A 26,768-nucleotide genomic window follows, 5' to 3' on the forward strand; every position below is an offset into this window, starting at 1 on the left:
CATGACGTCCGTACCGCCGTCCGAAGCCGCGTACGACCGGACGCGACTGGGGCAATGGTCCCGCGGCCGGGCGAGGTCGGCCGGGATCGACCGGCGTGACCTGCTGAAGCTGGTCGCTGCGGCCTCGGTCGCCGCACCGCTGATTCCTGCCGTCGCCTCCCCCGCGCACCCGGCGCAGTCCCTGGCAGGGGTGGTGAAGCCGTTGCCCCCTGAGCTGTTCACCGTCCGCGGCACCAACGCGGAGACGAACTTCGCGGCCCTGCGGGACACCGGGCTGCTCACTCCGGCCGACCGATTCTTCGTCCGCAACCACACCGCGACCCCGGTCATCGATCCGGCCGCCTGGAAGCTGACCGTCTGGGGCAGCGGACTGAAGGGCGCCCCGGTCGACTTCACCTACGAGACGCTCCGCGGCCTGCCGTCCGTCACCAGGACGGCCTTCGTCGAGTGCGCGGGCAACGGCCGGAGCTTCTTCAGCACGCAGCAGAACCAGACGGTCAGCGGAACGGCGTGGACCCTCGGTGCCATCGGGACCGCACGCTGGCGCGGGGTCCGGCTGGCGGATGTGCTGCGCCGGGCGGGCATCGGCGAGCACGCGGTCGACGTGCTGCCGCGCGGCCTGGACGCCGAGGTGATCAGCGACGGCACGAACCTGGGCCGGGTCCGCAGGCCGCTCCCGGTGGCGAAGGCGCTCGACGACGTGCTCCTCGCCTACGAGATGAACGGTGAGCCCCTGCCCGCCGACCACGGCGCCCCGGTCCGGCTGATCGTGCCGTCCTGGGTGGGCATCGCCAACATCAAGTGGGTGGGTGACATCGAGGTGAGCGCGGAGCCTCTGCTGAGCCCGTGGAACACCGGCCTGTACCGGCTGTTCGGGCCCGGCTACCCGCCCGAGGGCAGTGAGCCGCTCAGCCGTCAGACGCTCAAGAGCGCGTTCGAGCTGGCCACGGGTGCCACCTTCGCCGCCCACCGCAGGCATCTGCTCACCGGCCGGTCCTGGTCGGGCGGCGCGCCGGTCCGCCGGGTCGAGGTCAGCACCGACGGCGGCAGCACCTGGCGCACCGCCCGGCTGCGGGACGAGCCCAGGGCCGGGAGCTGGGTCCGCTGGACGGCGGACTGGGTACCAGCGGAGACGGGTCCTGCCGTGCTGCTCGCGCGGGCGACGGACCGGTCGGGCCGCACGCAGCCCCCGACGACGGCCCACAACACGCAGGGCTATCTCTTCGACGCGGTGGTGCGGCACCCGGTGAACGTGATCTGAGCGGCTACCGGGGTCGGCCGGCGTAGTACGTGGCGATCATGTCCTGGTCTCCGTGGCCGGCCGCCTCCGCCCGGGTGAACCGCTCGGCGGAGGCGGCGACCAGGTCGAGCCGCACACCGGCCGACTCGGCGGCGTCGAGGATGAGCCTCGCGTCCTTGAGGGCGGTGGAGAGCGCGAAACTGGGGCTCAGGTCGCCGGAGAGCACGGCCGTGGACTTGCCGTGGAGATACGGCGTGTCCAGTGGGCCGCCCTTCATCGAGTCCAGGAACAGCTGCGGGTCGAGGCCGAGCCCTTCGGCGAGGTTGAGGCACTCCGCCACGCCGTTGACCATGTTGATCACCCAGGTGTTGGCGACGAGCTTGAGCCTGGTGGCGGCTCCGGGTTCCTCCCCCACCCACACGGTGCGCCTGCCGATCGCGTCCAGGACGGGGAGCGCCGCGGTGCGACCGCTCGACGGGCCGGAGACGAACACGGTGAGCGTGCCCTGCTCCGCCGGCTGCTTCGTCCCGGAGACCGGGGCGTCGAGGTAGACGAGCCCCATCCCCGCGGCCCGGTGGACCAGGTCGGTCGTGGCGTCCAGTCCGACGGTGCTGCTCTGCAGCCAGACCTGCCCCGGGCGCAGACCAGGGGTCGCTGCGGTGAGCGTCTCGGCCACGGAGCGGCCGTCGTTCAGCGCGGTGAGGACCACGTCGGCTCCCCGCACCGCCTCCTCGGCGGTGTCCGTCACGGTGGCGCCATGGGCCGCCAGAGGCTCCGCCTTGGCCCGCGTACGGTTCCAGGCGCGGACCGGGAGTTGCGCCCTGAGCAGGCTGCGGGCCATACCGGATCCCATGATCCCGGTACCGAGGACCGCGACGGTCGGCGTGCCGGGCGCGGCGTCCGCGGAGGATGCGGTGGTCATGAGTGGTTCCCTTCGTCGGTGCGGGGCGGTCTCGGACCGGTGGGTCTCAAGACTGCCGCAGCGCACCCTCCAGGACAGCGGCGTGCACGGCCCTGGCGAGTCGCGCGCCCCATCGCGAGCGCGGGCCCGCGAACGGTTCACCGGGCCCGTCCCCCGGGTCGGGCGCGGCGACGCACACGGCGTCCGTCGGGGTCCCGGAGCAGTCCAGTCCGGCCTCCACCAGGGCCTGCACCTTGGCCTCGGTCGCGGTCGCCACCGCATTGACCAGCGCGGCGTCGGAGAGGGCGACCGGGAGGACCACCACGATGTTGACGGTGCCGGGAGGCAGAGGGCCTCCGGCACCTTCGGCGGGCACGGCGGCCCAGCCCCGTACGCCGAGGCCGCTGGTGACGGTCGCGGTCGCACCACCGTCGTCCGCGACGGCGTACGCGGTGACGTCGGCGGCCGTCATCAGGCCGGCTCCCGGACCCTCGAGCGCCTCCGAGGCGGCGATCTCCGCGAGGTGGCGCCCGGGGTCGAGCCGGGGGTATCCGCCCGGTACCTGGGCGTTGAGGATCCAGGCGCGCGGGCCGATCCCGCCGCCCAGCACGGCACTGCTGCACACCCGCCAGCCGGGCCCCAGCCGCCAGACCAGGTGGTGCAGCCCGAGACCGTCCTCCTGCCGGGCCAGGAGTTCGCCTCGCTGCGCGGGCAGGCGGATGCCTGTGGATGCGATGGCGTACTCCCTGGCGACGAGCCCGCCGGCGGTCGGCAAGGGCGCGTCGATCATACGGGCGGCCCGAGGCCGCACCTCCGGCGCACCCGGCAGGGTGCTCACCCGAATGGCGTAACGCGCACAGCGGGCCGTCAGCCGCGTGGACCGGGGCCACCGCCCCTCCCCGGTCCCCTGGGCCGCTCGCCGCCCCGGCCGGGAAGTTGCACCGACCATCCGGGTGAGGCGCGATGGAATCCGGACGCGCCACCCCAGGTGGACCCACCCACAGGACGCGCCCGGGCGAGGAGGAATCGGCCATGGGAGCCGCTGACGGTTTCACGGATTCCGGAGAACTCGACGGTCTGACCGTCTACGACAGTGACGGCGAGAAGGTCGGCACGGTGGGCCGGGTGTACGTCGACGACGACACCGGCAGGCCCGACTGGATCACGGTCAAGACCGGCATGTTCGGCATGAAGGAGAGCTTCGTACCGCTTGCCGGAGCCCGTCGCGTGGGCTCCGACCTGCACGTCTCGCATCCGAAGGACCGCGTCAAGGAAGCCCCTCGGGTGGACGCCGACGCGCACCTCTCCGTGTCCGAGGAGGAGGAGCTCTACCGGCACTACGGGATGACCAGGAAGGCCACCGGTCGCGGCGGAGCGGGCGGCGACGCGCGCACCACGTCCGGGACCGGAACGGGAGCCATGGGAGCAGCCGGGGCCGCCGGCGCTGCCGGTGCCGCGGGTACCGCTCGCACCACCTCCACGGGCCAGGCGAAGGGCTCGGGCACGACCGCCGGCATGGGCACCACCGGTGCCGGCACGGGCAGGCACCGCGACATGGACACCTCTTCCACGTCCCGCCCGCTCGCCGGAGCCGGAGCCGAGCGGTCCGCCGCGGGAGCCGGAGGCCACGAGGAGATGATCCGGTCCGAGGAGCAGCTCCAGGTCGGTACGGAGGAGTACGAGAGCGGACGCGCGCGCCTGCACAAGTACGTCGTGACCGAGAACGTCACGCGGACGGTGCCCGTGTCCCACGAGGAGGTACGCGTGGTGCGCGAACCTCTGCAGCCGGGCGAACGGGCCACGGGTGTGAAGGGCACGAGCGAACTCGGCGAACAGGACGTCGAGGTCACTCTGCACGCCGAACGCGCCACCGTCCGCAAGGAGGCGGTCCCGGTGGAGCGGGTCCGTCTCGAAACCAGCAAGGTCACCGAGCAGAAGGAAGTCTCCGCCGAGCTCCGCAAGGAGAAGATCGACTACGCGGACGGCAAGGACATGGGCAGCGGCAAGGACATGGGCGGCGAGTTCGGCCAGGGACGCCGCCGCTGACCCCTCACCCAGCGGCGACAGGCCGCGCGACAGCAGCGAGGGGCGGTCCCGGTCGGTCACGGGCCCGCCCTCTCGTGCGCCCTTCCCGGGCGTTCCTCTCTCCCCTGCGGCCCTCCCGGGGAAGGCTGCACCCGGGAGAGCCCGGGAAGATCAGAACCGGCCGGGTGCAGCCTCCCCCGGGAGGAACCGCACCGAGGGCCTTCCCTCCGGTCCTTCCGGTGTCACCACCGCGCGTACACGGTAGACATCGGCGATGAGTTCCTCGGTGATCACTTCCGAGGGCGTCCCGCCGGCCACCACCCGGCCGTCCTTCATCACCGTGACCCGGTCGCAGAACATCGCGGCCAGGTTGAGGTCGTGCAGCGCGATCACCGCGGTGACGGGCAGCGCGGCCACCAGGGAGAGCAGTTCCAGCTGGTGCTGGATGTCCAGGTGGTTCGTCGGCTCGTCCAGCAGGAGTTCACGGGGCTGCTGCGCCAGGGCCCGGGCGATCTGCACGCGCTGCCGCTCGCCGCCGGACAGGGTGTGCCACGACTGCCCGGCCCGGTCGGCGAGTCCGGTGCGCACCAGTGCCTCGCGTACGGCGTCCTCGTCCTCGGGGCCCGCTGCGGCCCAGGCGCGGCGGTGCGGGATGCGGCCGAGACGTACGACGTCCGCCACGTTCAACTCGACCTGGGTCACGGCGTGCTGGTCGACGACCGCCACCCGGCGGGCGACACCCCTGCGGCCGGTCTCGGCGAGGGTGCGGCCGTCGAGGGTGACGACGCCGTGGCCGGGGGCGAGGACGCCCGCCATCACCCTGAGCAGCGTCGTCTTGCCGGAGCCGTTCGGGCCGAGGAGCCCGACCGTGGACCCGGGCGGCGGGGCGAGGCTCACCCCGTCCAGGAGGATCCGTCCGCCGGCCTGCCGCCCGACCCGGGACGCCCGCAGGCCCTCGTCGGATGCGGCCGCGACGGGTGGCTGCGGGGCCGGGCGCTCCCGCCGGTCCAGCTGTTCCGGCCCGCTCGGATGCTCGTGCCGGGCCAGGCGCCCCGTCGCTCCCCTGCGATCCCACCGCTTCATGCGCTCCTCCGGGTGCGATGGAGGACCAGCACGAAGGCGGGCACCCCGATGAGCGAGGTGACCACACCCACCGGCACCTCCTGCGGGTCGAGGACGGTCCTGGCCAGGGTGTCGACCCAGACCAGGAACACGGCTCCGGCGAGGGCGGTCAGCGGCAGCAGCCGCCGGTGCCCCGAACCGGCCAGTGCCCGGGCGGCGTGCGGCAGGACGAGACCGACGAACCCGATGGCACCGGCCGAGCTGACCAGGGCGGCCGTCAGCAGCGCGGTCGTGCAGAGCAGCACGATCCGGGTGCGGGCCACGTGCACCCCGAGGGACGCCGCCGCTTCCTGGCCGAAGGCGAAGGCGTCGAGGGTTCGGGCGTGGCCCAGGCAGATCGACAGCGTCACGGCCAGGACGGCCGAGCACATCCACACGTCTCCCCAGCCGACCCCGCTCAGGGAGCCGAGCAGCCAGAACAGCACGCCCCGGGTCTGCTCGGCGTCGGCCGCGGTCATCACGACGAAGGAGGTGAGCGCGGAGAAGAGCTGCATGGCCGCGACTCCGGAGAGGACGACGCGGTCGGTGGAGCCACCGAGGGTGTGACTGAGCAGCAGGACGAGGGCGAAGGAGCACAGCGCCCCGGCGAAGGCCCCGGCCGAGACCGACACCGCTCCCCCACCGACACCCAGCACGACGACCACGACCGCGCCGGTGGACGCCCCGGAGGAGACGCCGAGGACGAACGGATCGGCGAGCGGGTTGCGCAGCAGCGACTGCATGACCGTGCCGCAGACCGCCAGTCCGGCCCCGCACACCGCGGCGAGCAGCGTGCGGGGCATGCGCAGGTTCCAGATGATGCCGTCGCGGATCGGTGTCAGCCGCGCGTCGGTGAGGCCGAGGTGCGAGCCGACCGCCGACCAGACGTCAGGGACGGAGATGCGGGCGGGGCCGATCGTGACGGCGACCGCGACGGAGAGGAACAGGAGGGCCACCCCCGCGGCCCAGAGGAAGCCCTGCCGCAGGACGCGGGCACCGGCGACCCTGCCCGCCACGGACGCCTGATCGACGCGTACCTCCGGGGCCTGCGCGGTGCCGGTCACCCCGCGAGCCCGAAGGAGCGCAGCCCGGCCGCGACGCGCTCCACGCCCTCCACGGTCCGGATGGAGGGATTCATGGCCTGCCCGCTGAGCAGGACGTATCGCTTGTGCCGGACGGCGTCCATGTTCTTCGTCGCGGGGTTGGACTCCAGGAAGGCGATCTTCTTCGCCGCGCTCTCCGCCGTCTGCGACTTCCGGGTCAGGTCACCGATGACCAGGACGTCGGGGTTGCGGTCGGCGACGGTCTCCCAGTTGATCTGGGGCCACTCCTCGTGGGTGTCGTCGAAGGCGTTCTCCGCGCCCAGTTCACGCGTGATGACGCCTGGCGCGCCGCAGCAGCCCGCCAGGTAGGGGGCCTCGGAGTTGGCGAACCAGTAGAGCAGCGAGGTGCCGGAGGCGTCGATGCCGTCCGTCGCCTCGGTGATACGGGCCTCGAGGTCGGCCACGAGGGCGTCACCTCGCTCGGGTACGCCGAACACCCGCGCCAGTTCTCGCACTTCGGTGTAGACGCTGTCCATGGTGAGGGGCTTCGTGCGGGAGCCGTCGCCGCTGCCGCTGTTGTCCTTGGCCGCGCAGTCGGCGGGCGAGACGTAGGTCGGTACTCCGAGGTCCTCGAACTGCTCGCGGGGTGCCACGCCTCCCTTGCCCAGGGTCGATTCGAACGAGGCGCTCACGAAGTCGGGCTCCTGGGCGAGGACCTTCTCCGACGAGGGGCGGTTCTCCGCGATGCGGGGGATCTTCGCCTCGGCCTTCTCGAGCCCCTTCATCACGGGGTCGGTCCAGGTCGAGGTGCCAGCGATCCGGTCGGCGAGCCCGAGGGAGAGCAGGATCTCGGTCGACCCCTGGTCGAGGGAGACCGCGTGGCGGGGAGCGGCGTCGACGGTGACGGTGCGTCCGCAGTTCTTCATCGTCACCGGATAGCCGGCGCCCCTCCCGTCCGGTGCGGCTTCGGTGGGGCCGCTGCCGCCGCCGCAGGCGGTCAGCAGGACGAGTCCCGTCAGGAGCAGGGCTGTTCGGCGTACGGTGCTGGCTGTGGGCGGCACGGAGTCCCTCGGCGTCTCTGGGCTCATGCGCGGAGCCCGTACGGAGTTCCGCTCCCGGTACGGAAGCGGTGTGCCAGCAGGTCTTCGGACTCGGGTTCGTCCGGACGGGGCGCCTTCCCGGGGCACCCGAGGGTGTCCCAGTGGCCGTGGCCCCGCCCGTCCCCCTCACCGCTGCGCGTCAGCTCCGGATTCTCACCGGATTCCCTGACTCCACGTGGAGTGTGACTGGCGTCTGCAAGCTATCACGTGGCGCGGCGGCCACCGGCGGGGCCGTGGCCGGTACGGCGGAGGGGCCGTCGCCCTCCGACCCCCCTCCGTACCGGCGGCCGCGAGGCGGTCAGCCCTTGGGGCGAACCGATTCGCCTCTGTCTGGCGAGGGCACGTTCCCCGGGGTGAGGACGGAGAGAGCGGACACCGTGCCCCAGTACGCGAGCAGGACGACGCGCAGTCCCAGGATCTCCAGACCCTCCGCCACCCGGGACCGCCCCCCACGGGGGTGCGAGCCCGTCATCGGGCGCCCGTCCAGGCGGTGTTCCACGGCCCGCGGGGATCGTCGTAGGCGTCGGCGTAGCCGGGTCCGGCGATCGGCCAGTCGGCCAGCAGTTCGGCGGGCAGCGCGAAGGAGTCGGCCAGCTGGGGGGCGTGTTCGGCGACGGCGGCGATCAGTTCCTCGGTGATCTCGGCCAGGGCCTCGGCCTGATCGCTCCTCAGCAGGCCCGCGGCCAGCAGGTCGCCGCTGTTGCGGGCCACCCACTGGGTGGCGAACAGCCGCTCCAGCTCGCCGAGCCGTTCCCTGGCCGCACCTTCGGGCAGGGCGGCGCGAGCCTCGGCGTAGGCCTGCGCGGCATGGCGGTACGCGTAGGCCTCGACGCCGCGCAGGGCGGGCCCGGACGCCGCGTTCCACTGCGCGAGGACCTCGGTGCCGGGCACCCGCAGCGCGCGTGCTCTGGCGCGGGTGAACCAGATGTCCTCGATCGCGGCGAGGAGCCGGACCAGGAAGCGCGGGTCGGAGAGGTCGCCGGGCTCCGTGCCGGGGGCGGCGTCCGCGCGGGCGGGCGGGTCCGCGAGGAGCAGGTCGGCCGCGGCCTTGGCGTAGAGGGCGATGTTGTCCCCCTCCGCCGTGATGGCGCCCTCCACACCCGTGACGAGTTCGGTCATGCCGTTGTTCTCCAGCAGGGCCTGCGCGCCGCAGCGTTCGCGACTCTCGACGATCACCTCGCGGGCCCGCCAGGTGATCCAGGCCTTGGCGACGTCGACGAGCCTCCCCGCCTCGGTGCGGCCTTCCCCTTCCGTACAGCTCTCCCAACGCTCCTGGGCCCTGCGGTGCAGCAGGCTCATGGCGAAGACCGTGGCCATCGCGGAGGCGAGCGGTCCGTGGTGGGTCCGGTGGGCGTTGACCGGTACGGGGGGCGTGCGCCGGGAGCCGGAGATCATCCGGTGGCCGCCGTACCGTACGGCCACCGCCAGGGTCGCGCGGGCCGAGCCCGCCGCGCAGGCACTCATCGAGACCCGGCCGTGGGTGACCCGTCCGATCGAGGTCAGGAAGCGCCGCCGCCTGTCCCCCGGCCCGGTCCGGAACTCGCTTGGAGGCCCGTCGGGTTCGTCGGGCTCGAGCAGTGCGTCCCTCGCCACGAACAACTGGTCGAAGGAGGTCAGGCAGTGGTCCACGGGGCTGCCCATCCGGGCCGGCAGCCGCCGCACCCGGATGCCGGGCAGCGCGCGCTCCGCGTCGGTGAGGTGTACGAGGAAGAGGCGCACCCCGTGGTCCGAGCCGTCGGCCACCAGGCGCGCGGCGACCAGGCCGGACTTGGCTCCGCCCGCCGGGCTGGTGTTGGGCATGAACTTCTGCGCGCCGGCGTTCGGGGTGTGCAGGACGAAGCCGTCCCGCTCACGGTCGTACGTCGCGGTGGTCTCCATGGCGGCGGCGTTGTTGCCGTGAGCCACTTCCGTGCAGAGGAACGTGCCGATGCGCCGCATGGACAGATAGTCCGACAGGTCACGACGGCCGGCTCGGTCGTGGTCGAGGAGGCTGCCGAGGAAGAGGTTGTAGTGGATGCCCGCCACGGTGGTCAGCGCCGGGTCGACCGGGCCGAGCCAGGCGTGCAGCGCGGCCAGGGCACGCGGGTCGGCGGCGAGGCGTGCACCGCTGTCGAGGGAGAGGTTGAGGACCCGCAACCGGTCGTAGGCGAGTTCCAGTCGCTCTTCGGGCGTTCCACCGGGGCGGCGGCGGAACGGTTCTGTGCTGATCAGCCGCTGCCAGAAGCCGTGCTCGCGACGGTGTTCCGGACCGAGGAGGACGCCGGTCAGCAGTTCGGTGGTGGACGGTGGGGCGGTGTCGGTGAGGGTCACGGTCATACGAACTGAACGACGGGGGCGGGGGCGAGGACACCCTGTCACTCTGATGGTCCGGGGAAGGGCGCGCTGGTCAGGGCATCTGCCAGCTCCTCCTCGTCCGGGGGGAGGGCACCGGCCCGCCGGACGGTCACGGCGGCGGAGGCGATCCCGTGGCGCAGCACGTCGGTGAGGGTGGCCGCGTCCATGGAGCGCAGCCGCGCGCGCCCGCCCGCGCCGAGCAGCCGGTGCGCCGCCAGGGCGTGCAGCGCGCCCGACATGAAGGCGTCGCCCGCGCCCACGGTGTCGGCGACCCGGACCGGCGGCGCGCCGAGGTTCACGACCGCACCGGGCAGGTACGCCGTGACTCCCTCCGCTCCCCTCGTGACCAGGACGAGGGCCGGCCCGGAGCGCAGCCACCGCTCGGCTGCCTGCTTCGGGGCGTCCTGCGGGTAGAGCCGGCGCAGGTCCTCGTCGCTCGCCTTGACGATGTCGCTCAGCGCGACGCAGTGCTCGGCGCGGCGGACGGCTGTGGCGTGGTCCCCCATCAGTCCGGGCCGCACATTGGGGTCGTAGCTCACAGTCGTCGTGGCCCGGAGTGCCTCGACCAGGTCGAGGACCGTGGCGGCTCCCGGTTCGAGTCCGGTGGCAAGGGAGCCCGTGTGGACGTGCAGGGGAGGTTCGCCCGGCAGTTGCACCGGGCCGAGCGTCCAGGTGATCTCGAAACCGTAGGTGGCCCGGCCCTCGTCGTCGAGGTCGACGGTGGCAGCGGGGGTGGGCGCCGCGCTGCCGTCCGTCAGCACCCGCACCCCGGCGGAGGCGAGATGGTCCGCGATCAGGCGGCCGTTCGCGTCCGGGCCGAGCTGGGTGATCAGGGTGGTGTCACGGCCGAGCCTGGCCAGCCCGTAGGCGACGTTGGCGGGGCTGCCGCCTGGGTGGGTCCGGTCCGGCTCACCGGGCAGGCGGACGATGTCGGCGACGCATTCACCGATGACCAGGAGGGCGGGGCTGTCGGGCACGGGGGCGGGTCTCCTGGGAAGCGCGGGCGGGAGGGACCGGTGGGAGCACGCCCGGGGCGGGGCACACGGCCGCCGATTCTGCCCGGTGCCCGGCGGCCACGGCGACCCGGGGTTCAGCCGAGCCGATGCCCGAAGACCAGGGCGACCCGAGGTTCAGCCGGCGCCCGGCGGTCCCGGGGTTCAGCTCAGCCGGCGCCCGGCGGTCCCGGGCGGCCCCGAGGTTCAGCTCAGCCGGCACCCGACGTCCACGGGGTTCAGGAGGCGCCCTCACGCCCTTCGTCCCCGTACCGCCGTTCGAACTTGGCGACCTGGCCCTCGGTGTCGACCACACGCGCCTTGCCGGTGAAGAACGGGTGGCTCTCGGCCGAGATCTCCACATCGATGACCGGGTAGCTGTTGCCGTCGTCCCACTCGATGGTCTGCTCGCTCGACGCCGTGGACCGGGTCAGAAAGGCGTACCCGGCGGAACGGTCGCGGAAGACCACCGGGCGGTACGACGGATGCTTGTCCTGCTGCATGCCTGCTCCTGGGGGTACGGGGAACTCGCGTCCCGCTGCTCCGCTCCAGCCTCCCGAACGGCGGGGGCGGGCGCGATCGGGGGCGTCCGTACGGAGCAGCGCATCAGGCCCCGGTCGTCCCGGGTACGGGGACGGTGGCCGTGCGCCTGATCCAGAGCAGCGCTCCGGTCAGCAGCGCGAGGGCGCCGAGCAGCCAGGGCAGCGGACCGGCGGGCAGCAGGCCGACGACCACGCCTGCCGTCGCGCCCACCAGTTGCTGGGCGAGCGACTGCACGGACAGGGCGGTGGCCCTGCCGGAGTCGTCGACGCGGCGGTGCAGCAGGTCGTTCTCACTGGGACCGGCGGAACCGAGGCCCAGGTAGACCAGCCCGTATCCGGCGGCTGCCGCGGCCGTCGTCTGCGGACCGGTGGAGGACACGGTGGCGCCGAGCGTCAGCAGACCGGCGGCGCTCACGCCGAGGCTCGCCAGAACGGCGCGCTCGCCGCCGCCCGCCAGCCGGGCGACGAGGGGTGCCAGATGGCTGCCGAGGGCCGAACAGACGAACCCGGCGGCGGCGAGACCGGCGAAGAGCACGGCGCCGGACTCCGCCGTCCCCGTCAGTGCCGCGGCTCGTCCGGGGGTGAGCAGTTCGAGGACCGCGAGGGCCGTTCCCACTGCGCCGGTCGTCATCAGTACGCGGCGGATCAAGGCGTCTCCCGCGCCGAGCCGCAGACCCGCGACGACGGTACCGGGAACGCTTCGCAGCACTCCGCGCGGGGTGGCTGCGGGCCTGGGCGGCTCCGTCAGGGCGCGCAGGACGTGGAGGATGAAGACGATCTGGACGGCTGCGCCCAGGAGCACGGGTACGGAGAGCGGCACGACGAGGCCGGAGGTGGCCCTCCGCAGCCAGTCCCCCGGGTCCGGGCCGAGGCCGAGCAGCCAGGGCAGCCCGCCGCCCAGGAGCGTGCCGAGCGCGATCGCGCCGGAGGACGCGGCGCTGCCGCGCGCCAGTCCCGTGCGGAGGTCGGCGTCGGGTCCCGAGCGGGCGCGCACGGTGTCGACGTACCAGGCCTCGGCAGGCCCGCTGGACAGGGCGCGGCCGGCTCCCATGAGGGCCGTCCCCAGGGCGAGCACCCAGAAGGCCGAGCCGAGGCCCACGAGCAGGAGGGCGCAGGCGTTGAGCACACCGGCCCAGGCCAGGACGGCGCGGCGGCCGATGACGTCGGAGAGGCCGCCGGTGGGCAGTTCCAGGGCGGCGGCTGTCAGGGAGTGGGCGGCGAAGGCTCCGGCGACGGCCGCGAGGGCCAGGCCGCGTTCGGTGAGGAGCAGCACCAGGGGGGCCAGGGTGAGGCCGGCCGGCAGCCAGAAGAGGAAGGACACCGCGACGAATCTGCGGCGTGCGGTGCGTTCGTCCAGGCCGTCGGTACGCGTGTCCCCGCCCTGCCGGGGAGCGGTGGCCAGGTCTCTGCCGTCCTCGGGCGCCGGGGTCACGCGCCGTCCCCTGCGCTGGGGGCCGCGTCGGCGGCGGGGGTGGAGGGGAGGCCCGTGGCGAGCGGGAGCCCCGCGGTGAGCAGCACGACCTGCCGGGCCCGGGGGTCCTGCTCGTCACGCGCGGTCAGCTCGGCCAGCTTGGCCGCGATGGTGTCGCGGAGTTCCCGGAGGGACTCCGGGGTGAGCCGCGGCATCAGGTCGTCGATCCCCGACGGGTCGTGCCACTCCTCGCCGAGACGGCCCGCGTCGATGTCCGCCTCGTGCTGTTCCATCGTCTGCTGCAGGTGCTCGACCTGGCGGCGCCTGCCCAGCACCAGCATGGCCCGGCCCGCCGGTGTGGCCAGCATGGCGGCGTTGCTCGCAGAGGTGACGGAGTGGACCGATTTCCAGCGCCGCTCGCGGTCGTCGCGGTGCTCCGCCTCGGCCACGAAGGCGTATTTGGCGAGCACCCGCAGGTGGTAGCTGGTCGAGGCGGACGACTCCCCCGTGCTGACCGCCAGCTCGCTCGCGGTGGCGGGACCGTGCAGCCGCAGCAGGCCGAGCAGCTTCAGACGCAGGGGGTGCGTGAGCGCCTTCAGTGCCGCCGCGTCACGGGCGGGGTCGAGCACGCGGTGTGCCGGGTCGCTGTCCATGGCGGCAGCCTAGGGCGCGCCGGCACTTTGCCAAATAGTTTTTGCAGAATTTCCTTGGGAAACTTGCCGAGGAGAAACCCTCTCAGCCGCCCCGCACCCCCTCGACGGCATCCGCCACGAGGGCGAGGAAGCGCGCGTGGGCCTGCGGACTGCACACGGGTTCCGGGTTCCACGGCACGGTACGCACCCGGCGCCCCTTCTCCTGCCAGGCCGGGGCGGCGATCTCGCCGAACGGGACCGCGTTGGACCGGATGTCCGTCAGGACGATGTCCGGCTCCAGGGCCGCCGCGTCCGCCCACTCGACGGTGGCCCAGTTGACCCCGGCCCCGTCCGGCGGGGAGACCAGGCGAACCCCCAGCTCGGCCAGCACCCGCAGCTCCGGCCACATCTGAGGACGGGCGACATGGGCCTGTTCCTGATCGGCGGGCGAGAGTGCCACCACCCTGAGACCCTCGGGCACGGCACCGGCGACCGCGCGGAGACGCGCGCGAGCGGCGTCCAGGTCACTCGCCGCGTCCGGCTCCCGTACGCCGCCGAGCGATCGCGCGAGCTCGGCGAAGCGCCTGGACACCTGGTCCAGGGTGCGCGCCTGGCCCACGTCGATCACGACGACCGGGACACGCTCCTCCAGCTGCTTCGCCGTGTCCGGGTCCAGCCCGTAGAGCTGGCCGTGGCCGTAGCTGACGGCGACGACGAGGTCGGGTGCGCCGCGCAGCAGCGTCTCCACGTCCAGGTCACCGCCGACCCCCCGGTAGTCCACGACGTCCAGCGGGAGCGTGCCGGTCTTCGCCCGGTCCGGCTCGGCCCCGTCGTGCCCGGATCCGAAGATGCCCTCCGGGCATATCCCGTGGTCCCACAGTGTCGCTCCCGCCTGGATGTACGCGAGCACCCGGGACGGACGGCTGTCCGCGGCCGCCAGCTGCCCCCGGTCGTCCGCGAAACTCCACGCGCTCTGGTCGGTCATTCCACTCACCCCCTCCGAACCGGCGGCCTCGGCCCTCGCCCGGGCTCGCCTCTCACTACCTGCCCACCCCGTCGCCTCGACACCCCCGGTGGAGCGCCCGAGATAGGTGAGCGGGCCGGGGTCGGGTACGTCGATCACCTCGAAGCCGAGCCGGTCGTAGAAGGCCCTGGCCGGGGTGTTGGCGGTGAGCATGGAGAGGTGGACGGCCGGGACGCCCCTGGCGTGCAGCGCACCCAGGAACGCACCCATCAGCTCCCTGCCGTACCCCTTGCGCTGATACGACGGCAGCAGATCGATGTGCAGGTGCGCCGGGTAGGCGACCAGCTCGGGCAGGATCATGCGCTCGGGGCGGTGGATGAGGGCCGTCATCGCCTCGCTGAGCGTCTCGGGCTCCCCCACGGGCTCGGGGAAACGGCCGGCGATCCGGGGGATCCAGATCTCCCGGAACGCGTCCACGAACCTCGGCGTGTCCGCGGTTCCCAGGATGTAGCCCACCGCGCGCCCCGAGCCGTCGTCCAGGACGAAGGTCAGTTCGGGTTCGAGGTGGGCGTAGGGCTCGGCGAACAGCGCCGGCATCAGCCCCGGGTCGGGGTACAGGTGCCGGGAGTCACCGCCGTTGTCGGCCGTGCGGACACAGATGTCCGCGAGTGCCTCGTGGTCGCCGGGCCGGTAGGAACGCACGTGCGCGGTGTCTGCCATGTCCTCATCCTGGCAATGTGGGAGCGCTCCCACAAGCCCTGAGGGCCCCTCAGACCACCTCCTGGCCGGGCCGGTCCGGGGTGCGCGCGAGTTCGACGTTGAACTGGGCACCGGTGAGCAGCGCCAGGTTGGTGAACCAGATCCAGATCAGGAACACCACCAGCCCCGCCAGCGAACCGTAGAGCCGGCTGTAGCTCGCGATGTGGGTGGCGTACAGCGCGAATCCGGCCGAGGCGACCAGCCACAGGAACGCGGCGAGCACCCCTCCCGGGAGCGCCCGCCGCACGCTCCGCGCGGAGCGCGGGCCCGTGCTGAAGAGGACCATGATCAGGCAGGCCACCAGACAGAGCATCACGGGCCATTTGAGCGCCTCCCACAACGTCTGTCCGGCGTGCGCCAGGCCCACCCTGCGGCCCAGCCAGCGCGCGAGGGGCCCCGTGAGCACGAGGGCGAACGCGCTGGCCATCAGCAGGACGAGCAGGCCCACGGCCGAGGCCACGATGATGTGCGCCTGGCGCAGCGGGGGCCGGGTGTCCTTGACCTGGTGCATGGCGTGCATCGCCCGGCGGAAGACGGCGAGGTAGCTGGAGGCCGACCACACGGCGCTCACGCTCCCGGTGCCGACGAGCAGCCAGACGGCGGTGCGCTCCTGGGTGGCCGCCTCCAGGGGCCGGCGCAGCGCGGCGCCTGACTCGGCCGGCGCGAAGGCGGTGATGTCGGCGATCAGGGCGCCGGTCGCGTCGGGGTTGGCCAGGCCGATGACCGAGACGGTGACCAGGAGGGCCGGGAGCAGCGCCAGGATGGCGTAGTAGGTGAGTGCGGCCGCCCAGTCGGAGATGTCGTCGTTCCACAGGGAGACGGGCGTACGGCGCAGTGCGGCGCGCCAGCGCCGCTTCGCGCCGCTCGGCCCGTCACAGGGCGGAGTTCGTTCCGCGGCGGGGGTGTCGGTACTGCTGGGCACGCGGGATCTCCGGGGGACGAAGGACGGGCGGGGAGGCGGGACGCCGTCGGTGAGGACACGGCGTCCCGGTCGCCTCCCTTTCTCTCATGCCTCGAACCCGCGGCTGTACTCCAGGTCGGTTCAGTCGTTCACGGCGGTGAGCAGCACCACCGCGTCCTCGAGCGCGAGCAGCCCGTGCCGCTCCTGGGCGATGGGGTGGAGCACGCCCGCCGTCAGGTCCACGTCCCCGGACTCCGCGGTGAGCCGGACCGCGCCGCGCAGCACCTGGAGCGAGGCGGCCGGCGGCGCGTTGTGCTCGTCGAGGGCGGATCCCGCGGTGAGCGCGATCACCGACTGCCGCAGTGGCTCCTGGCGCAGCAGCAGATGGGCGCTGCGCCCGTGCTCGTGGGCGCGGGCCGCGGCCAGGTGCTCGTCGGCGAGGGCGTTGAGATCATCCATACGACCACTCTGCCGCAGCCTCCCCTCCCCCGCTATCGCGTGCCCCGCAGCCAGGCCGCGGTGTCGTCGGGCAGCAGACCGGATGCGTCCAGCGGGCCGCTGGTCAGCAGCATGCCGACGTGGTCCGGGAGCGCGACCGGGCCTCCCGAGAGGTTGACGACGCAGATCAGGCCGTGGGTCCGGGTGAAGGTGAGGACTCCCGGCGGCGACGGCAGCCAGTGCAGCCGCCCGCCGCCCGTCCCGTCGGCGGGCTCGGCGAAGCCCGGCTCCTCGCGGCGCAGCCGCAGCGCCGTGCGGTACAGGCTGAGCATGGAGCCGGGATCGGCGGCCTGCGCGTCAGCGGCGTACGAGGGCCAGGAGGCAGGCTGCGGGAGCCAGGGTTCGGCCTCGGAGCCGAAACCCGCGTGCGGCAGGTCGGCGGACCACGGCAGCGGCACCCGGCAGCCGTCGCGTCCGGGGTCTATGCCACCCGAGCGCTGGTGCATGGGGTCCTGGATACGGTCGAGCGGGATGTCGGCCTCCGGCAGGCCCAGCTCCTCGCCCTGGTAGAGGTAGACGGCGCCCGGCAGGGCCAGCGAGAGCAGCGCTGCCGCGCGGGCCCTGCGGGTGCCCAGCTCCAGGTCGGTGGGGGTGCCGAAGACCTTGGCCGCGAAGTCGAAGCCGGTGTCCTCACGCCCGTAGCGGGTGACCGTGCGCGTCACGTCGTGGTTGCACAGCACCCAGGTGGCGGGGGCCCCGACGGGCGCGTGCTCGGCGAGCGTGCTGTCGATCGCCGAGCGCAGGAGCCCGGCGTCCCAGGGGCAGGCGAGGAAGGTGAAGTTGAAGGCGGTGTGCAGTTCGTCGGGGCGCAGGTAGCGGGCGAAGCGTTCGGAGTCGGGGAGCCACACCTCGCCGACGAAGATCCCGTCGTACCGGTCGGCGATGGCGCGCCAGGAGCGGTAGATGTCGTGGAGCTCGTCGCGGTCGACGTAGGGATGCGGGTCTGTTCCCTCGGTGAAGTCGGGGAGGGCCGGGTCCTTGGCGAGCAGGGCGGCCGAGTCGATCCGTACGCCCGCCACTCCGCGTTCGAACCAGAACCGCAGGACGTCCTCGTGTTCCTGGCGGACCGCCGGGTGCGCCCAGTTCAGGTCGGGCTGGCCCGGGGCGAACAGGTGGAGGTACCACTGGCCGTCGGGCAGTCTCGTCCAGGGGGTGCCACCGAATTCGGAGACCCAGTCGTTGGGCGGGATCTCGCCGCTCGCGCCGCGCCCGTCCCGGAAGTGGAAGAGCTCGCGCTCGGGGCTGCCCGGTGCGGCGGCCAGGGCCGCCCGGAACCAGCTGTGCCGGTCGGAGACGTGGTTGGGGACGATGTCGACGATGGTGCGGATGCCCAGCTGCCCGGCTTCCGCGATCAGCTTCTCGGCTTCGGCGAGGTGGCCGAAGGCGGGGTCGATGACCCGGTAGTCGGCCACGTCGTAGCCGCCGTCGGCCAGCGGGGAGAGGTACCAGGGGGTGAACCACAGGGCGTCGACGCCCAGTTCGACCAGGTAGGGCAGTCTGGCCCGCACTCCCGCGAGGTCGCCGGTGCCGTCTCCGTCGCCGTCGGCGAAGCTGCGTACGTAGATCTGGTAGATGGCGGCGTCGCGCCACCAGGTTGCGGTGGCCTCGGTCGGACGGATGGCTGCCACGTGGCGTTCCTTTCGGGCAGGAGGTACTCCGCCCCCGGCCCTGACGCGGGGCGTTCGATGGACGGGCCGGCGGCGGAGTGCTGGTGGGAGGCGGTGGTCGGGGGTGTCAGCCCTTCAGACCGCCCGCGGTGAGACCGCTCATGATGTTGCGCTGGAAGAGCAGGAAGATCAGCAGCGTCGGCACGGACGCGATGGTGAGCGCGGCGATGAGGACGTTCTGCGGCACCCCGTTGGACAGCGAGTAGATGCCGACGTTGAGGGTCTGTTTCGCCGGGTCCGGCAGGGTGAGCATGGGCCAGAGGAAGTCCTTCCAGACCCCGACGACCGCGAAGATGGAGACCACTCCGAGGATCGGCCGGGAGATCGGCAGGACGACGGAGCGCAGGGTGCGCAGGGGCGAGGCCCCGTCGATGGACGCGGCGTCCAGGAGTTCGCCCGGTATGGAGTCGAAGAAGCGCTTCAGCAGGAAGATGTTGAAGGCGTTGGTGACCGAGGGCAGCCAGATCGCCCAGGGCGAGTTGAGCAGGTTGCGCTCGAAGATCGGCACGTCCAGGACCGTGAGGTACTGCGGTACGACGAGCACGGTCGCCGGGATCATCAGCGTGGCGAGCATCATGCCGAGGATGGCCTTGCCGAAGACCGGCCGCAGTCTGGAGAGCGAGTAGGCGGCTGCCACGTCGAGGACGAGCTGGAAGACGAGTGCCCCCAGCGCGTAGTAGAGGGTGTTGAACAGGAGCCGCGCCAGATCCATCACGGTCCACGCCTGGGAGTAGTTCTCCGTGTGGACGGAGGAGGGGAAGGCGGTGGGCGGGCTCTGGACGACTTCCTGGGTGGTCTTGAGACCACCGGCGACCATCCAGTACAGAGGGCCGAGGAAGACCAGGGTGAAGGCGGCCACCACCAGGGCGAAGACGATCCAGTAGACCGCCTTCCCCCTGGGTCTGCCGAGCTGGGCCGGTGAGATCAGGGTCCGCTGACGGCCCTGTTCCTCCTCCCGGCGGCGGGTCCCGCGTCCGCTGCCGGTCCCCCGGCGGGAGACAAGGGTGCTCGATGCCATCGTTGTGCTCCCGTCCTAGTCTTCGCTGCTGCGGCTGAGGCGTACGTACACCGCGGAGAAGCCCGCGAGGACGACCAGCAGGAGGAGACCGAGGGCCGCCGCTCCGCCGTAGTTGTTGAAGTTGAAGGCGTACTGGTAGATGAGGTAGACGACGGTCGTGGTGGAGCCCTCGGGGCCGGCTCCGTTGGTGAGCAGGAACGGCTCGGTGAAGACCTGCATCGTCGCGATGATCTGCATGAGCAGCAGCAGCGACAGGATGAGCCGGGTCTGCGGAACGGTCACGTGCCAGATCTTGCGCAGGAGTCCCGCGCCGTCGAGTTCGGCCGCCTCGTACAGCTCGCCCGGGATGCCCTGGAGCGCGGCGAGGTAGATGAGTGTGGCGCCGCCCATGTTCATCCAGGTGGAGGCGATGACCACGGAGAGCATGGACGTGCCGGGGTCCTGGAGCCACTGCTGGGCGGGCAGATGGAGGAATTCCAGGATGCGGTTGAAGAGTCCGTAGCCGGGGTCGTAGAAGTACTTGAAGAGCAGCACGGAGGCGACGGGCGGCAGCATGACCGGCAGATAGACCAGCAGCCGCAGATATCCCTGCGCGTGCCGGAACTCGTTGAGCACGACGGCGACGACGAAGGGGACCGCGAAGCCCAGCAGGAGGGCCAGGACGGTGAACAGCAGGGTGTTGCGCCAGGCCTGACCGAACGCCGGGTCGTTGAGGACGTAGCTCAGGTTGGACCAGCCGGCCCAGGTGGTCCTGCCGTCCTCGGTCTTCTGGAACGCCAGGAGGAACTCCCGGACCATCGGATACCAGGAGAAGAACGAGAAGCAGAGCACCGCTCCGATCAGGAAGCCGTGTGCCGAGACGTTGCGGCGTACGGCGCGCGTGAACTCCTCACGGGCGGAGCCCGGTCCGGGTGCGGGCCGGGGGCCGCCGGGCGGCGCTGTGCCCGCCTTTCCGGTGGTCAGGGTGGGGGCCGACATGATCTCTCCTCGGTGCCGGTGCGGTCGCTCGCGTTCGGACGGTCCGGACGCGGGGGCCGGGCCGCGCGACCCGGCCCCCGCGCGCGTCACTGGTTGGCCAGTACCTGGTCGACCTGCCGCGCGGCGGTGTCGAGCAGCTTGTCGATGTCGGCGTCCTTGTTGGTGAGGACCGCGGACATCGCGTTGTCGAGGATCTTGTAGATCTCCTGGGCCTTCGGCGGCTCGGCCTTGCCCTGCACGGGGTTGTCCATGAACGCCTTGAAGTTCTCGACCGGCATCGTGGCGTTGGCGACCCGCTCCGCCTGGTCCACGGCCTTGCTCGCGCCGAGGAAGAAGTTGGGCTGCGGCAGCCCGACGGGGAGGTTGTCGGCCTTCCGGCGGCCCCAGTCGAACTGCCCCTTCTTCGGGGTGAGGTTCTGGAAGTTCAGCCAGGCGACGGCCGCCTTGATCTTGTCGGGCGAACTGCCCTTCTTGATCATGTAGTTGTTGCCGCCGAACAGGGTGGCCTCGCCCCCGGGGATCGGCCCCATCCCGAAGTTCTCGTACTTCGCGCCGAGCTGCTGCACCATGTAGGTGATGTCGTCGGGTGCGGCGAGGAACATGCCGAGCTTGTCGGTGGCGATCTGCTTCTGGAGGTCGCCCCACTTCAGCAGCTGGGTCTTCCCCATGCTGTCGTCCTCCCAGCGCATGTCGTACAGCTGCTGGAGGACCTGCTTACCCTTGTCGTCGTCGAAGGCGGCCTTCTTGCCGCTCGCGTCGACGACGTCGCCGCCCAGACCGTACTGCGTGGCGGTGAAGTGCCAGCCGCCGTTGTTGCCCGCGCTGTACTCGCCGAAGCCCGCGATCCCCTTGCCGAGTGCCGCGATCTTCTTGCTCGCCGCGCGGACCTCCTCCCAGGTCGCCGGCGGGGTGTCGGGGTCCAGACCCGCCTGGGTGAAGAGCTTCCGGTTGATCATGAGGCCCATGGTGTAGTTGCTGGTCGGAAGCGCGTAGAGCTTGCCGTCCTTGCGGGCGACGTCGAGGACCTGGGGCTGGATGTCCTTCAGCGCGGGCACGGACGTCTCGTCGACGTAGGCGGAGATGTCCTCGGCGCCGTCGTTGTCCAGCACCTGCTGGAGGTCGGTGAAGTACGCGTAGAACACGTCCGGCTGGGACTTGCCCTTGAGCATCGCCGTGAAGCGCGGGGGCTCCAGACACTGGCCCGGCGTCGACTTCCCGTCGATCTTGACGTTCGGGTACTTCTTGTTGAACGTCTTGACGTCCTCGTTCCACTCGCGCAGTTCCGCGGCCTTCGCGGCCGACGGCATGCAGTCGATCGTCAGCGTCACCTTGGCCTTCGGGTCGAGCGGCGCCGACGGATCGGACGAGCCTCCACCGGAGTTGTCCTCCCCTCCGCCGCTGCTGCTCGTGCCGCAGGAGGCGAGGGCGGTCAGGGCGAGCGCGGTGACGACAGCGACGGCGGAGGCACGGCGGGTACGACGGAACCCAGCACTTCTCATCGGTGATCCCCTTCGGGCATGAGCACGGAAGACCTCGGCCGACTCTCTGCCGGGGCGCGGCACACTCAACCATCGCCAACATCTGAACGCAATATCTCGCGCAGTTTTCGTAAATGCTTGACAGCACTCCGCATGTGCGCACATGCCGGGCAGAGACGTCACCGCCCTACGACAACACACCCTTCGGGCAGTCCTGATGCGGGTCCGACGTGCACACCGGACGCGACCTGACGCCCGGGACCGGGCCGCCGACGAGGCGGCCGGAAGCCATCCACCAGGTGTCGTTGACCGCAAGAGACGGACTTCCCGCCGCAAAGGCCACACGAACCCTGCCCGCGTCGACGGACGGGCCCGCAGGGCGCACCGTGGCCCCGCTCCGGTCGGTTCCGGAGCGGGGCCACGGCTCGTACGGGTGAGGCGATGCCCTACGGGTTGATGTTGATCTTGAACGTGGAGGTGGTGTTCCGGACGTCCTGGGCGTTGCCGCTGAGCTTCAGCCCGTTGAACGTGACCTCACCGACGGCAGGGCCCTGCCCCGCCTCCGGCATCTCGTTGGCCCACAGCCCGAAACCGGACTTGGCGTCGAAGGCGTCACCGCTCTTGCGCGCCCCGGAGACCGAGATGTCGGTGAGCACCGTGTCCTTGATCGGGAACTGCGGCTGCCCTCCCACGTAGTTGGTCTGGAACATGATCCCGCTGTACGTCGGGTCGACGATGTCCACGTGCGAGATCCGGATGCCCTGGAAGACCTTGGAGGCCGAGAAGAGCCAGATCCCGGGGAAGGTCTGTGTCCCCCAGAAGTGCCCTCCCGCCCGCACCACGGACACGTTCTCGATCGCCGTGGGTCCGGTACCGAAGCCGTTCATCGGATAGCCGAAGTCCAGCGAGCTGACCGTGATCCCGGAGTACACCAGGGTGTCCGCGACGAGGATGTTGCGGAACGTGTTGTCGTAACCGCCGTAGACGGCCATACCCGCGGCCCGCCAGGTGAGGAGGGACGTCAGGTTCTCGTAGACGTTGTTCTTCATGTCGGCGCCGCCTGCGTCGATCGCCGAGAACAGCGCGAAACTGTCGTCGCCTGTCGCCCGTGCCTCGTTGTTGGTCACGTGGTTGTCCGTGGACCCGTTGGTCATGTTGATGCCGTCGGCGAACATGTTGCGGATCCGCGAGTTCTTGATCGTGACGTTGTCGGTGTTGGCGCCCCAGTAGAGGCACACCATGTGCTCGTTCCAGATGTTGTCGATCACGATGTCCGAGACGTTCGAGAAGTCGAACACCTTGCCCGGTCCGTCGATACGGGACGTGTAGTTGCCGAAGTACGCGAAGTTCGAGAACGACGAACCTTTCGCACTGGCCTCCGCACGGAACCCGATGTCGGTGTTGTCCTGCGTGGACGGGGCGCGGAACCGGGTGAACCAGGGCCCGGCGCCGACGACCCGCACGGCCTTGCCGTAGACCTGGAACTTGCCGGCCGTGGAGTAGTCACCGGCGGGCAGATAGACGCCCTTGAGAACACCTGTGGTGTCCATCCTGACCTTGTCCAGGGCGTTCTGCACGTCCTGGTGGGTGAAGCCGGCAGGCACGGTGTAGGTGGCCGGGTCCGGGTTCGCGACCTGGGAGACCTGCTCCAGACTGACGAAGTCGATCGCGTAGGTGCTGGTGTTGGCGGCGTCCTTCTGCAGGCGGATCCTGCTGCCCGCCGGGACGGTCCTGCCCAGCATGACGTTCGCCTCGTCGTAGATGTGCCGGGGCGCTCCGGAGCCGGGGTCGTTGCCGGGTCCGGTCTCGTTCCCGTACAGCCAGGCGTACTTCGAGGTGAGGTCGACGGCCTTGAGGAAGGTGCCGTCGACATAGATGTTCAGCTTCGACTCGATGCCGCCGCCGCCCGCGGAGTCCGGGATGGAGAACCGGGTCACCAGGGTGTTGGTGCTGGCCCTGGTGGTGAACTCCACGTAGTTGCCGGTGCTGTCGAGGGTGACCGCCTTGCGGCCGGACGCCTCGCCCGCGACGTCGCCGACGGTCCTGCCGGGACCGACGACCTTCGCGCCACCGCCTGTGACGCCGTCCTCCGCCTCGTACGTGTCGTACGGCATATTGGCGCCGCGTCCGACGAAGAGCGACTCCGTGCTGGTGTTGTTGGCGCGCTTCACCGGGAGCTCGTTGGCGTCGTCGGCGAGCACCACCTTCACCGTGTACGAGCCGTCGGCGGCCGTCCAGGTGCCGAGGGAGACGGGCGCCGTCGTCGAACCGGCGGCGATGGCTCCGTTGTGCGCCCCGGTGAGGGTCTTCACCGTGGCGCCCTTGGAGTCGAGCAGGCTCAGGGTGATGCCGTGGCCGCCGCTCGCCGAGGCCACGGAGCCCTGGTTCCTGATCGCGACCGAGAAGGTGACGGTGTCACCGTTCGACGGGGCCGACGGCGAGGTCGAGACCGCGCCCGCCACGAGGTCCGAGCTGGAGACCGGTTTCACGACGAGCGGGGAGCCGGCGGTGAAGCGGTTGTCGGTCTCGTTCTGCTCGATGATCTCGCCGGCCGGGTCGACGACCGCGCCCAGCGTGTAGCTGCCCGCGTCGCGGGCCCCGATCGACGCCGTGACCTGGGCAGAAGCGCCCGCGGCGAGAGCGCCCACCGAGGCGGTGGCCACCTTGGAGCCGCCGAGCTCGAAGTCGAGCTTCCCGGCGGGCGAGGCGACGGCGCCGGAGTTGCGGACGGTGGCCGAGAGGGTGATGGCGTCCGACTCCACGGGGGCGGCGGGTGTGGCGCCGACCGCCGTGACCTGGAGGTCGGGGTTCGGGGCCGGAGCGCCCAGCACCTGGAACTCGGCGACCTGGCCGGCGCCGGATCCCGTGTTGGACGCGAACTTCAGCTGGACGTCGGCCACCCGGGCGGTGACCGGGATCGTCACCGTGTTGCCGCTCGCGGGGCTGAACGCGTAGTCCTTGGCGGCGGCCAGGCTCGTGAACGAGGTGGCGTCCTGCTCGCGTCCGAGCACCTGGATGTTCTGGGTGCGCGCACCCCAGCTGCTGTCGGGGTTGAGCTTGACGACGACACTCTCGGTGTCGGCGTTGGCACCCAGCTTGACGGTCAGGGTGTTGGGGTAGCTGCCACCGGCCCCTTCCCAGTAGGTGGTGAGGGAGTTGTCGTTGGCGTTGGCCGCGACGAAGGTGTGGACCACCGAGGAGGCGGTGATCGGCTTGGAGACCGCGAGGTTGGAGGCGCCGCTCGTGGATCCGTTGCGCGTCACGGTGTTACTGGCGCCGGATATGTTGCCCGCCGCGTCCTTGGCCCGCACCACGTAGCTGACGGTGGTCGCCGCGGACCGGGTGTCGGTCCAGGTGGTGACGTCGCCTGCCACGCTCTTGCGGAGCACGTTGTCGGCGTAGACGTCGTAGCCGGTGACGCCCTTGTTGTCGGACGAGGCCTTCCAGGTCAGCTTGATCTGCCCGGTGGACGGCTCGGTGAAGGCGAGGTCGGACGGCGCGGTGGGCGCCTGCGTGTCGCCGGAGTCGCCGGTGCGGGTCACGGTGTTGCTGTTGCCCGACTGGTTGCCCGCCGCGTCCCGGGCCCGGACGTGGTAGCTCACGGTCTCGCTCGCCGGACGGGTGTCCGTGAACGTGGTGACGTCACCCGCCACGGCGGTCAGCAGCGTGTTGCCGGCGTAGATGTCGTAGCCGGTGACGCCTGTGTCGTCCGACGACGCCTTCCAGGTCAGCTTGATCTGCCCGGTGGACGGCTCGGTGAAGGCCAGGCCCGAGGGGGCGGTGGGCGCCTGCGTGTCACCGGTCGTCGGGCCGTAGACCTCCAGCTCGGAGAGCTGGGCCGCGGGCTGGACGGAGTTGGCGGTGACCAGCACCCGCACGTAGCGGGTGGTGGTCGCGTCGAGGGAGATCGTCGCCGACTGACCCCCCGCGGCGTCGAAGGCGTACGCCTCGGGTGCGGTGAGATCGGTGAAGTCCGAGCCGTTGGTGCTGCCTTGGATCTTCAGCGTCTGCGTCCGCCGCTCCCAACCGCCGGGCAGCCTCAGCACCACGCGGTCGACCCGGACCGAGGCGCCCAGGTCCGCCTGGATCCACTGCGGAAGCGCGTTGTTCCTGCTCTCCCAGTAGCTCGCGGTGTTGCCGTCGTTGCCGTTGCCGGCGACGTACGTCTCGGTGTGGCTGCTCGCGGTGAGCGTCCTGCCGGCAGCGAGGTTCGCCGACGACTCTCCGGCCGCACGGACCTCCAGTTCGGAGAGCTGGGCGTTCTGCCAGCCGGTGTTGGCCGTGATGTTCACCCGCACGAAGCGGGTCTGCGTGGCCGGGAAGGAGATGCGCACCTCGTTCGAGGCGCCAGGGCTGAAGGTGTACGCGGCGGAGGTCTTGAGTGTCGAGAAGCTGGTGCCGTCCGCACTGCCCTGGAGCGAGAGGGTCTGCTGTCTGCTCTCCCAGCCCGCCGGGAGTTTCAGGGTGACCTCGTCGACCCGGGCGGCGGAGCCGAGGTCGGTCTGCACCCACTGCGGCAGTGTGCCGCCCGTGCCCTCCCAGTACGTCGCCTGGTTGCCGTCCGTCACGTTGCGGGCGACGTACTCGCTGCCCGCGCTGCTCGCCGCTGCGGCGCGGCCTGCGGCGATGTTGGGGCCGGCGGCCGCCGTGGCGGTGAGCGACGGCCATCCGATCATCAGAAGACTGGTCGTGACCATGACGGAAAGGGCCCGCCATCTCCAGCGTTGGGCTCTCATATGTCCCCGATCTTCGGCCTCGGCGCGGGGCGCGCCAAGGGCGCGGCTCTGTGTGGCACCGCCTCGTGGCAGCCTTTTCTGCGCTCACTGAGCGGTGTTTTGCGCGTAGCTGTCAGAGAGTTGCAGAGAAGACCGAGAGCGTCCACCGTTGGGACAGAAACCGGAACGCCGGGTGGTGGCGTCGCAGACTCATGAAGGTGCGTCGACCGGAGCCTCTTGGTACGAGGACCAGTCGTGTCCAAGGGTCCGGAAGGTAACGCAAGCCATTTGCGTGGACGCGCAAGGTCCCGGAAAGTGCCTGCTCCATGACATGGAGAAGCGGGGGCCGCCCCCAGCGGGGCCCCCGTGCCGACCGGGCGCACAATGTGGCAGGTGGTGGGGGGGGTAAGCAGAAGGTGGGGGGGACCCGGCCCCCCCACCCCCACGACGGGGGGGGGGGGCGCCGCCG

General features: G+C 71.6%; 20 protein-coding genes, 1 pseudogene and 1 riboswitch. Of the genes and pseudogenes, 2 read left to right on the top strand and 19 right to left on the bottom strand.

All coding sequences use genetic code 11. From position 1 onward, the window contains the following. Position 1 precedes the first annotated feature (1 nt). The gene (locus ACFYQ6_RS32185) at positions 2-1,261 is read left to right on the top strand and encodes a sulfite oxidase (RefSeq protein WP_361581155.1); all 1,260 of its coding nucleotides are present in this window, start codon (positions 2-4) and stop codon (positions 1,259-1,261) included. Positions 1,262-1,265: 4 nt separating this feature from the next. Here ACFYQ6_RS32185 and ACFYQ6_RS32190 read toward each other — a convergent pair whose 3' ends face one another. Further along, positions 1,266-2,162, bottom strand: coding sequence for an NAD(P)-dependent oxidoreductase (locus ACFYQ6_RS32190; RefSeq protein ID WP_361581158.1), 897 nt, complete (start codon positions 2,160-2,162; stop codon positions 1,266-1,268). A 46-nt stretch (positions 2,163-2,208) separates the two neighbouring features. Next, positions 2,209-2,931: an adenosylcobinamide amidohydrolase gene (locus tag ACFYQ6_RS32195; RefSeq protein WP_361581161.1), complete on the bottom strand. Its 723-nt coding sequence runs from the start codon at positions 2,929-2,931 to the stop codon at positions 2,209-2,211. A 242-nt stretch (positions 2,932-3,173) separates the two neighbouring features. Between ACFYQ6_RS32195 and ACFYQ6_RS32200 the strand changes: the two genes are divergently transcribed. After that, positions 3,174-4,187, top strand: a complete 1,014-nt coding sequence (locus tag ACFYQ6_RS32200) for a PRC and DUF2382 domain-containing protein (protein ID WP_361581163.1) — start codon at positions 3,174-3,176, stop codon at positions 4,185-4,187. 150 nt (positions 4,188-4,337) lie between these two features. Here ACFYQ6_RS32200 and ACFYQ6_RS32205 read toward each other — a convergent pair whose 3' ends face one another. The 17 genes and pseudogenes from ACFYQ6_RS32205 to ACFYQ6_RS32285 all read right to left on the bottom strand — a co-directional run bounded on the left by ACFYQ6_RS32205 (position 4,338) and on the right by ACFYQ6_RS32285 (position 26,320). After that, positions 4,338-5,249: an ABC transporter ATP-binding protein gene (locus tag ACFYQ6_RS32205; RefSeq protein WP_361581166.1), complete on the bottom strand. Its 912-nt coding sequence runs from the start codon at positions 5,247-5,249 to the stop codon at positions 4,338-4,340. Then, on the bottom strand, positions 5,246-6,283 hold the full coding sequence (locus ACFYQ6_RS32210) for a FecCD family ABC transporter permease (RefSeq protein ID WP_388766404.1): 1,038 nt from the start codon (positions 6,281-6,283) through the stop codon (positions 5,246-5,248). The genes ACFYQ6_RS32205 and ACFYQ6_RS32210 overlap by 4 nt, the downstream gene beginning before the upstream one ends. Positions 6,284-6,327: 44 nt before the next feature. Further along, positions 6,328-7,398: an ABC transporter substrate-binding protein gene (locus ACFYQ6_RS32215; protein ID WP_361581169.1), complete on the bottom strand. Its 1,071-nt coding sequence runs from the start codon at positions 7,396-7,398 to the stop codon at positions 6,328-6,330. Positions 7,399-7,428: 30 nt separating this feature from the next. Next, positions 7,429-7,616, bottom strand: a riboswitch (cobalamin riboswitch). 262 nt (positions 7,617-7,878) lie between these two features. After that, the gene (locus ACFYQ6_RS32220; RefSeq protein ID WP_361581172.1) at positions 7,879-9,726 is read right to left on the bottom strand and encodes an acyl-CoA dehydrogenase; all 1,848 of its coding nucleotides are present in this window, start codon (positions 9,724-9,726) and stop codon (positions 7,879-7,881) included. Positions 9,727-9,764: 38 nt separating this feature from the next. Continuing rightward, positions 9,765-10,721: a carbohydrate kinase gene (locus tag ACFYQ6_RS32225; RefSeq protein ID WP_388766387.1), complete on the bottom strand. Its 957-nt coding sequence runs from the start codon at positions 10,719-10,721 to the stop codon at positions 9,765-9,767. 254 nt (positions 10,722-10,975) lie between these two features. Next, positions 10,976-11,239, bottom strand: coding sequence for a type B 50S ribosomal protein L31 (locus ACFYQ6_RS32230; RefSeq protein WP_145812833.1), 264 nt, complete (start codon positions 11,237-11,239; stop codon positions 10,976-10,978). Between the two features lie 103 nt (positions 11,240-11,342). Further along, entirely contained in the window at positions 11,343-12,710 is a 1,368-nt protein-coding gene (locus tag ACFYQ6_RS32235) for an MFS transporter (RefSeq protein ID WP_388766390.1), read from the bottom strand. Continuing rightward, positions 12,707-13,342: a helix-turn-helix domain-containing protein gene (locus tag ACFYQ6_RS32240; protein ID WP_361581178.1), complete on the bottom strand. Its 636-nt coding sequence runs from the start codon at positions 13,340-13,342 to the stop codon at positions 12,707-12,709. Before ACFYQ6_RS32240 ends, ACFYQ6_RS32235 begins: the two co-directional genes overlap by 4 nt. Positions 13,343-13,424: 82 nt before the next feature. Then, positions 13,425-14,306, bottom strand: coding sequence for an ABC transporter substrate-binding protein (locus tag ACFYQ6_RS32245; protein ID WP_388766406.1), 882 nt, complete (start codon positions 14,304-14,306; stop codon positions 13,425-13,427). 87 nt (positions 14,307-14,393) lie between these two features. Then, positions 14,394-15,005: pseudogene (locus ACFYQ6_RS32250) on the bottom strand (GNAT family N-acetyltransferase); the annotation flags it as partial. Between the two features lie 49 nt (positions 15,006-15,054). Continuing rightward, on the bottom strand, positions 15,055-15,966 hold the full coding sequence (locus ACFYQ6_RS32255) for a YihY/virulence factor BrkB family protein (protein WP_388766392.1): 912 nt from the start codon (positions 15,964-15,966) through the stop codon (positions 15,055-15,057). Between the two features lie 120 nt (positions 15,967-16,086). Beyond that, a complete protein-coding gene (locus ACFYQ6_RS32260) occupies positions 16,087-16,404 on the bottom strand; it encodes a cupin (protein WP_361581188.1) in 318 nt (105 codons plus the stop codon). Positions 16,405-16,436: 32 nt separating this feature from the next. Next, entirely contained in the window at positions 16,437-18,071 is a 1,635-nt protein-coding gene (locus ACFYQ6_RS32265) for an alpha-amylase family glycosyl hydrolase (protein ID WP_361581191.1), read from the bottom strand. 106 nt (positions 18,072-18,177) lie between these two features. Further along, positions 18,178-19,128 carry a carbohydrate ABC transporter permease gene (locus ACFYQ6_RS32270; protein ID WP_361581194.1) on the bottom strand — a complete coding sequence of 317 codons (951 nt, stop codon included), beginning with the start codon at positions 19,126-19,128 and terminating at the stop codon, positions 18,178-18,180. 15 nt (positions 19,129-19,143) lie between these two features. Then, positions 19,144-20,106: a carbohydrate ABC transporter permease gene (locus ACFYQ6_RS32275; RefSeq protein ID WP_388766395.1), complete on the bottom strand. Its 963-nt coding sequence runs from the start codon at positions 20,104-20,106 to the stop codon at positions 19,144-19,146. A gap of 86 nt (positions 20,107-20,192) precedes the next feature. Continuing rightward, entirely contained in the window at positions 20,193-21,605 is a 1,413-nt protein-coding gene (locus tag ACFYQ6_RS32280) for an extracellular solute-binding protein (protein ID WP_388766397.1), read from the bottom strand. 425 nt (positions 21,606-22,030) lie between these two features. After that, positions 22,031-26,320, bottom strand: a complete 4,290-nt coding sequence (locus ACFYQ6_RS32285) for a discoidin domain-containing protein (RefSeq protein ID WP_388766399.1) — start codon at positions 26,318-26,320, stop codon at positions 22,031-22,033. Positions 26,321-26,768: the final 448 nt, after the last annotated feature.

Origin of the sequence: Streptomyces sp. NPDC005494 (assembly GCF_042872025.1) — a bacterium.
Lineage (GTDB): Bacteria > Actinomycetota > Actinomycetes > Streptomycetales > Streptomycetaceae > Streptomyces.

Excerpts from the sequence above, each read along its gene's own strand:
- ACFYQ6_RS32220 (WP_361581172.1), bottom strand. The coding sequence starts at position 9,726 with ATGACCGTGACCCTCACCGACACCGCCCCACCGTCCACCACCGAACTG.
- ACFYQ6_RS32240 (WP_361581178.1), bottom strand. The coding sequence starts at position 13,342 with ATGGACAGCGACCCGGCACACCGCGTGCTCGACCCCGCCCGTGACGCG.
- ACFYQ6_RS32205 (WP_361581166.1), bottom strand. The coding sequence starts at position 5,249 with ATGAAGCGGTGGGATCGCAGGGGAGCGACGGGGCGCCTGGCCCGGCAC.
- ACFYQ6_RS32200 (WP_361581163.1), top strand. The coding sequence starts at position 3,174 with ATGGGAGCCGCTGACGGTTTCACGGATTCCGGAGAACTCGACGGTCTG.
- ACFYQ6_RS32285 (WP_388766399.1), bottom strand. The coding sequence starts at position 26,320 with ATGAGAGCCCAACGCTGGAGATGGCGGGCCCTTTCCGTCATGGTCACG.
- ACFYQ6_RS32270 (WP_361581194.1), bottom strand. The coding sequence starts at position 19,128 with ATGGCATCGAGCACCCTTGTCTCCCGCCGGGGGACCGGCAGCGGACGC.
- ACFYQ6_RS32190 (WP_361581158.1), bottom strand. The coding sequence starts at position 2,162 with ATGACCACCGCATCCTCCGCGGACGCCGCGCCCGGCACGCCGACCGTC.
- ACFYQ6_RS32185 (WP_361581155.1), top strand. The coding sequence starts at position 2 with ATGACGTCCGTACCGCCGTCCGAAGCCGCGTACGACCGGACGCGACTG.
- ACFYQ6_RS32195 (WP_361581161.1), bottom strand. The coding sequence starts at position 2,931 with ATGATCGACGCGCCCTTGCCGACCGCCGGCGGGCTCGTCGCCAGGGAG.
- ACFYQ6_RS32215 (WP_361581169.1), bottom strand. The coding sequence starts at position 7,398 with ATGAGCCCAGAGACGCCGAGGGACTCCGTGCCGCCCACAGCCAGCACC.
- ACFYQ6_RS32245 (WP_388766406.1), bottom strand. The coding sequence starts at position 14,306 with ATGACCGACCAGAGCGCGTGGAGTTTCGCGGACGACCGGGGGCAGCTG.
- ACFYQ6_RS32280 (WP_388766397.1), bottom strand. The coding sequence starts at position 21,605 with ATGAGAAGTGCTGGGTTCCGTCGTACCCGCCGTGCCTCCGCCGTCGCT.
- ACFYQ6_RS32260 (WP_361581188.1), bottom strand. The coding sequence starts at position 16,404 with ATGGATGATCTCAACGCCCTCGCCGACGAGCACCTGGCCGCGGCCCGC.
- ACFYQ6_RS32230 (WP_145812833.1), bottom strand. The coding sequence starts at position 11,239 with ATGCAGCAGGACAAGCATCCGTCGTACCGCCCGGTGGTCTTCCGCGAC.
- ACFYQ6_RS32275 (WP_388766395.1), bottom strand. The coding sequence starts at position 20,106 with ATGTCGGCCCCCACCCTGACCACCGGAAAGGCGGGCACAGCGCCGCCC.